This window comes from Synechococcus sp. (assembly GCF_982614295.1).
Genome location: NZ_CEXBMR010000008.1, coordinates 38215 through 44720 on the forward strand (window position 1 = coordinate 38215; position 6506 = coordinate 44720).

Below are 6506 nucleotides of genomic sequence, written 5' to 3' on the forward strand. Positions count from 1 at the left end.
CGTTGAGCGAATTTAAAACCAATTGATTAATGCTGGCCAAATCTCGCATCAAACCGGTAGCTCGAAGCGGTGTTGCTGATCAAAGATTGTTTGAGCATTTCAGTGCAGCGTCCCGCAGTCGTTTGGGGATTGAGGGGCAGCCACCCCAGTGAAGATGAAGCCAGCTTGCGTGTAAGGCTGCGTTGCACCACCCTTCAAGCCTTGCCGGCACGCCCCAGCCTTCCAATAGCCAGGCAGGGTTAGTTGCAACAGCAGTTGCTTGAGGCCCTATTGCTTGGCATGGCTGCAGCTGCCAGCGATGAAATTCATGGCCCTGCAAGCGTTCTCCCGGTTGAATTACGAGGCCATTTGCTTTTGGGGTTGCCTCCCTATAGCCAAGATTTAAAGCGCCCCGCTCGGCTCGAAAAGGTAATACTCCAGCCATTTGATGGGATTTGCCATTTGAATCTAAAAGCTGCTGCCCCAGCAGCAGCAACCCACCACATTCGGCATAAAGCGGCAAGCCAGCGCGGTAGTGCCTGGCAATTGAGCTCAAGCTGCGCTGGCAATTACTCAATTCTTCGGCTTGCAATTCGGGGTAGCCCCCAGGCAACACCAGTGCCGCTGTTTGGGCTGGTAGAGCTTGATCCTCTAGCGGTGCCCACCAATGCACTTGGCAGCCCAAAGCTTCAAGCCACTCTGGCAATTCTGGATAGCAAAAATGAAAGGCTTTGTCTTTGGCAATTACAAGTAAAGGCTTAGAGATGGGATTTTTGGCAGTGGATCCCAGCGCCAAGTTGATGGGGCTTTGTTTAATTGTTTGCTTTGTTCCTGTTGCCATAAGCGATAGCAAGCTATCGAGCTGCAGCCATTCGGCTGCTAGAAGGGCAAATTGCTCAAGGCGTTTTGGCCATGCTTCCAGTTCGCCGGGGGGTACCAGGCCCAAATGCCTGCTTGGTATTTCCAACGCCTCCTGCCGCGGCATCACGCCCAGCAGCGGCATAGCGATGCCAGCTAGAGCCTCCTGCAGCAACTGCTGGTGGCGACTGGTGGAAACTCCATTCAGCACCACCCCAGCAATGTTTAAGCGCGGTTCGTGATCGCGAAAGCCGCGCACTAAGGCCGCTAGGGATCCCGCCTGGCGGCTTGCTTCCACCACTAATAAAACCGGTAGATCGAGCTCCAGCGCAATTGCGGCGCTGCTGCCTTCACTGCTGGGGCCGCGGCCGTCGTAGAGCCCCATAACCCCTTCCACCAAAGCGAGGGGCACCTGTTCACTCCACCAGGCAAATGTGTTGCGCACCCAGGGGGCGCCGCAGAGGATTAAATCAAGGTTGCGACAAGGACGTCCGCTGGCACTTGCGAGTAATTGAGGATCGAGATAATCGGGACCCACTTTGAAAGTTTGCAAACCAAGGCCCCTACTGCGGGCCACCGCGGCTAGCAGCAAACTGAGCAGGGTTTTGCCGCTGCTGCTGCAGGGGGCCGCAATAAGAAGGGCCAATTAGAGCAGAAATTAGTGTGGCAGCAGCTTGGCAGCTAGAGGGGCTGCGGCATTCAATAGCGGGTTTGTACTGTTGTGACCTCCTCGCAGGGTGCGAGCCACCTCTTTCTGGGCGGATTCCACGGTTGTAGCAACCACTTCTTCCACCAATTCCATGCGGGCCATGCCACCTGCCTCTAGGCGCATGCACCCGCCGGTTTCACCGCAGAGAATCACGCATAGGGGGGTGCGGCCCTCCGGCTCACATACAAGTCGCAAACCCACAAGGCTGCCGGGATGAGTGCTTGGACTACCCACTGGCACTGGCATTTGCCGAAAACGCACCGGCGTTCCATCGGGGCGGCGGAAACTGGCCACAATCCCATCACCCTCTGCCATCGAGGTGTGTTCCAGTTGCCAGCCCAAACGATCAGCGATCCAGGCAGCCATCAATAAACCCTGCACTGGCTGCTGGCCTTGCACATCTATATCGAGCTGCACCACATGGGCAAGAGCATCTCTGCGGCTTGGCATATCGAAGGCCATGGCAAGGCTTTCCCGCCAGCTCACAAGGCGATACCAATTCAAATCACTTATCGACTGGCCGCTAGCAGCCCTTTGGCAAATCACCTCTAGTGCCCTTGCAGCTGAGCCGATGGCGGAATCAACCACGAGCCGCCGTGGCGCTTGGCTTACCGCTTCAAATAGATGGGGTGCTTCATCGAGAGAACCGTGCCACCACACCCAGCAGGGCAATTCAGCTGAAATCAAAGGGTTAATCATCTGCAAACCCTGCTCCAAGGCCCCAAAGCCGCCCCGCATCACCACCACATCCCCGCAAACACTGGTCATTGGCCCTTCCTCTGGTAAAGGGCAATAAGCCGCCACAAGGGTTTCTAGGGGGCGATTGCTATCAAGGGTGGGCGCAAGGGTGATTAAACGGCGTGGCTGGTGGCGGCTGATGGCGGCATCCACCTGCTGGCCGCGTAGATCTTCAGCGGTGGCACCCCCTGGCATCTGCCCCAGTTGCCAGGCTAATTCGGGCGCCAATGGTGAGGTGGAAGGGGGCAAACCGCACACCGGGATGGCTTCCCGGGCTGCCTGCAGCAATTCCGGACGCTCCAAACCATTGATTGGCCCGCTGAGGCGACCTAAGCGCACCAATTGTTGTTCAATCCACGCCGGTTCCCATACCACCAACGAAAAGGTGCTGGCGCCACTGGCTTGTTCATGTTCTCCCTCCCAAAGACGCCCCAAATAATCGGGTACATCTTGGGGGGGTAATTCCAAAGGGGCTTGAAGTGTTAATTGCGGAGCCATGGTTTTGATTAGTTAATTTTGCTAAAAAGAAAACAGGGTTAAAAAGCGAGCCAGAAATTTCTAAGGGCGCCGCCAGAGCAAGCCATCACGGGCGAGCAAACTATCTGCTGCAGCAGGCCCCCAGGTGCGGGCTTCGTAGGGATAAACAGGCAGCTGCCAAGGCTGCTGTTCGATCAGCTCCACCAGTGGGGTGTAAAGCCTCCAGGCCGCTTCCACTTCATCGCTGCGGGTGAAAAGGGTTGGATCCCCGAGCATTGCATCTGCAAGTAAACGCACATAGCCCTCATCAGAGGGTTCGCCAAAGGATTCGTCGTAAGAGAAATCCATATCTACCGGCCGGCTGCGCATGCCGGAGCCAGGGGCTTTCACCTCAAAACGAAAATCAGCACCTTCATTGGGCTGAATTCTCAAAATCAATTGGTTTGCAGTGGGACCAGCGCCCGCGGAGTCGAATAAATGCACAGGTGCTTCGCGGAAGGTGAGCACCACTTCGCTGAGGCGCTTAGGCATGCGTTTGCCAGTGCGTAAATAAAAGGGCACCCCCTGCCAACGCCAATTGTCGATGAATAACTTCATCGACACATAGGTTTCGGTGGTGCTGTTGGGGTCAACGCCAGGCTCCTGGCGATAGCCCGTAAGGGGATCAGCGCTGTTGCCACCGGGGCCGTATTGACCGCGAACGCAACACTTCCAGGGTTCTGCTTCATTTGCTAAGCGAGCTGCCTGCAGCACTTTTGCTTTTTCGTTGCGAATTGATTCCGGCTCGTAACGCCCAGGCGGTTCCATGGCCGTGAGGGCAAGCATCTGGGTGAGATGGTTTTGAACCATATCCCGCAGGGCACCGGCACTTTCGTAATAACCAGCCCGTTCTTCAACCCCAACGGTTTCAGCTGCGGTGATTTGCACGCTGGAGATGTAATTACGATTCCAGATTGGTTCAAAGATTGTGTTTGCAAAGCGCAGCACCAAAATGTTTTGAACTGTTTCCTTGCCGAGGTAGTGATCAATACGGAAGATCTGGTTTTCTTTGGCGCAGTTGTTCACGATCCGGTTTAGGTCTTGAGCGCTAGCAAAATCACGGCCAAAGGGCTTTTCAATTACCACCCGGCTGCGTTTTGAATCTGCAAGTAGGCCAGCAGCAGCCAGGGCTCGGCAACCACTGCCATAAAAATTAGGCGACACCGACATATAGAAGGTGCGATTGCTGCGGGTGGCCCGCAGGCGATCTATCTGCTCAAGCCGTTTGCCAAGCCGCACCAAATCTTCATCAATCTGAAGATCCACCGGCTCATAAAAAAGACCATCACAAAAAGTTTTCCAGGCTTCTGGATCAGCAGCAATTTCTACTGCAAGGGATTTCTCCATTTTGGAGCGAAATTCAGCGTCGCTCCATGGCCTCCTGGCGCAACCCAAGATTGCAAATTCGCTCGGCAAGCGCCGCTGGCGAAATAGCTCAAATAAGGCTGGGATCAATTTGCGGTGGGTGAGATCGCCGCTGGCGCCAAAAATCACCAAACATTGCGGCGAAATTACTCGTTCCTGCCGCAGACCAACGCGGAGGGGGTTAGTGAGAGATGCCGTCATTTGCAGAGGTTTTCGCCATGTCCTTACAGGTTGCCTGTTAGAGGTGAACAGAAGGTGAATGGTCTATCTGTCTGCAGATTTGGAACAGATTTAATAGGTTTCCACATGCCAGCGATCTGCCTTCTTAAGGGCTGGCCTGAGCACACTCCAATCCTGGCCGCGTTTGGCAGCGGCGGCAGTCATGGCCTCATCAATGCCGGGTTCCATGCCCTTCAAGCCGCACATGTAAACGTGGGTTTTTGGATTTTCGATCAGGGAAAAAATTTCATCGGCATACTCTGTTACCCGATCTTGGATATACATGCGGCCGCCGCTGGGATTCTGTTGTTCGCGGCTGATTGCTTTTGTGTAGCGGAAATTTTCGGGATATTCCTTGAGGTAGCGGCTGAAATCATCTTCGTAAAGAAGGTTTGGTGTTTTGGGAACACCCATAAACAACCAAGCTTTTCCTTTGAATTTATAACCTGAATTTTTGTTGTGTTCGCCAGGTTCAAACATCCGGCGTAAGTAGGCCCGCATTGGTGCGATGCCGGTACCTGTTGCAAGCATGATCACGTTTGCATCTTCTTCATCAGGCAAGAGCATTTCTTTTCCCACCGGCCCAGTGATCTTTACCTTGGCGCCGGGTTCAATGTCGCAGAGGAAAGTGGAACAAGTACCGTAGATCTGCTCCCCTGCATCGTTTTTATATTCCAGCTGACGCACGCACAATGAAACTGTGCTCCCCTCGAGGTTGTCGCCGTGGCGAGTGGAGGCGATTGAATAGAGGCGTAATTTATTAGGCTTACCGTTGGCATCTTCGCCATCGGGGATAATTCCGATGCTTTGCCCCTCGATGTAGTGAAGGTTTCCCCCAGATAGATCGAAGGTGATGTGATTTACGCGACCAATAGCTCCTTCAGCTAGCAGTGAATAGTTGTCGGTGACAGTGCCAAGGAAGGGGTCTTTAGGCTTGTAAAGATTTACGGGCACATCAGCATGGGCTTTTGCTTTTGCTGCTGGAGCTGGAGCTGGGGTTTCAGTCACGGTTGCTTTTGGGGAGGATTGTGAATTGGTAATCGGCTGATGGTGAGGGGTGATGCTGAGAATATTGGCGCCGCAATTTTTGATGTTTTGCAATACGGCAGTTAATGAGTTGTAGCTCACGAGCATTTGTTTAACACTGCGGCGCACGCTGCCGCCGGCCAACTGGCTCACCTCGATTGAGAACATGCGGTTGTCGCCAAGGTTGCAGGAAGCTGGAAGGACGCGCATGGTTCGAGGTGTCGCTTTCTAATTATAGGAACTGCCCTGCTCGGCTTCAGTTGTATACCTTTCCTAGGGATCATTCGGTTAGGAAGAAAACACAGTTATTGTATTTAACGTTGCAGCACATGCCAGCAGGCCGCTATTAAACCTTGCAGCCCCCTCCTCTACTTACGCTTCCATCCGAGCCCATCGAGCAGGAAATTGAGCGCCTGCCCTCGGCTACTCGCCGCCTTGCTGCTCAGCTCAGGTTGCCCCTAGCTGAGGAAGCTGTTTGGCAAGTGCTAACTGACTACGAAAGCCTCCCCACATTTATTCCAAATTTGGTTAGTTCCAGGCTGTTGAGCCGCGATGGTTCTGTGGTGAAGGTGGAGCAGGTGGGAAGCCAGAAATTTGTAGGTCTTAGCTTTTCAGCGAGCGTCCGCCTCGAACTGCAGGAGCGCTGCGCTGAAGGAATTCTTGGTTTTAGGATGATTTCCGGCGATTTTCGCCGTTTTGAAGGGGCATGGACAGTGGTTAAAACCTCTGATGGGGTGAGATTGCGCTACGAATTACTTGTTCAGGCTTGCATTGGTATGCCAATTGCCTTGATAGAGCAAAGATTACGGGAAGATTTGGCTACAAATTTGCGATGTGTTGCCCTTGAGGCCTTGCGCAGAGCTCAGGTAGCGAAGCTTGCGGAAATTGTTTAACTGAAGATTTGGTTAAATTTAATGATGCATTAGTTAATCTCAATGCTTATGGAATATTAGTTGTTATCAATATTTACAACGCATTGTTTTATACCAATATTTCTAGTGCTATTTAATATCTCAGCTAATGCTTTGTGGTGCGCAGCGATCTTAATTTTGAGCCAATTAAATGATACCCCCAAGGGGATTCGAACCCCTGTCGC

The 6506-nt window shown here is 53.2% G+C and carries 5 protein-coding genes; 1 reads left to right on the top strand and 4 read right to left on the bottom strand.

All coding sequences use genetic code 11. The annotated features are described in order from the left end of the window. Positions 1 to 79 precede the first annotated feature (79 nt). The 4 genes from AC2JC8_RS02550 to petH all read right to left on the bottom strand — a co-directional run bounded on the left by AC2JC8_RS02550 (position 80) and on the right by petH (position 5620). Entirely contained in the window at positions 80 to 1483 is a 1404-nt protein-coding gene (locus AC2JC8_RS02550) for a cobyrinic acid a,c-diamide synthase CobB (protein ID WP_484594152.1), read from the bottom strand. A gap of 12 nt (positions 1484 to 1495) precedes the next feature. Beyond that, positions 1496 to 2782, bottom strand: a complete 1287-nt coding sequence (locus AC2JC8_RS02555; protein ID WP_484594153.1) for a glucose-6-phosphate dehydrogenase assembly protein OpcA — start codon at positions 2780 to 2782, stop codon at positions 1496 to 1498. A gap of 60 nt (positions 2783 to 2842) precedes the next feature. Then, complete coding sequence (gene zwf / locus AC2JC8_RS02560; RefSeq protein WP_484399671.1) at positions 2843 to 4366, bottom strand: glucose-6-phosphate dehydrogenase; 1524 nt, start codon at positions 4364 to 4366, stop codon at positions 2843 to 2845. A gap of 90 nt (positions 4367 to 4456) precedes the next feature. Continuing rightward, positions 4457 to 5620, bottom strand: a complete 1164-nt coding sequence (gene petH, locus AC2JC8_RS02565; protein WP_484594154.1) for a ferredoxin--NADP reductase — start codon at positions 5618 to 5620, stop codon at positions 4457 to 4459. A 143-nt stretch (positions 5621 to 5763) separates the two neighbouring features. Between petH and AC2JC8_RS02570 the strand changes: the two genes are divergently transcribed. Then, a complete protein-coding gene (locus AC2JC8_RS02570; protein ID WP_484399674.1) occupies positions 5764 to 6303 on the top strand; it encodes an SRPBCC family protein in 540 nt (179 codons plus the stop codon). Positions 6304 to 6506 lie beyond the last annotated feature (203 nt).

What these genes read in the sequence shown, in the direction of transcription:
- AC2JC8_RS02555 (WP_484594153.1), bottom strand. Translation starts at nt 2,782, where the DNA reads ATGGCTCCGCAATTAACACTTCAAGCCCCTTTGGAATTACCCCCCCAA.
- zwf (WP_484399671.1), bottom strand. Translation starts at nt 4,366, where the DNA reads ATGACGGCATCTCTCACTAACCCCCTCCGCGTTGGTCTGCGGCAGGAA.
- petH (WP_484594154.1), bottom strand. Translation starts at nt 5,620, where the DNA reads ATGCGCGTCCTTCCAGCTTCCTGCAACCTTGGCGACAACCGCATGTTC.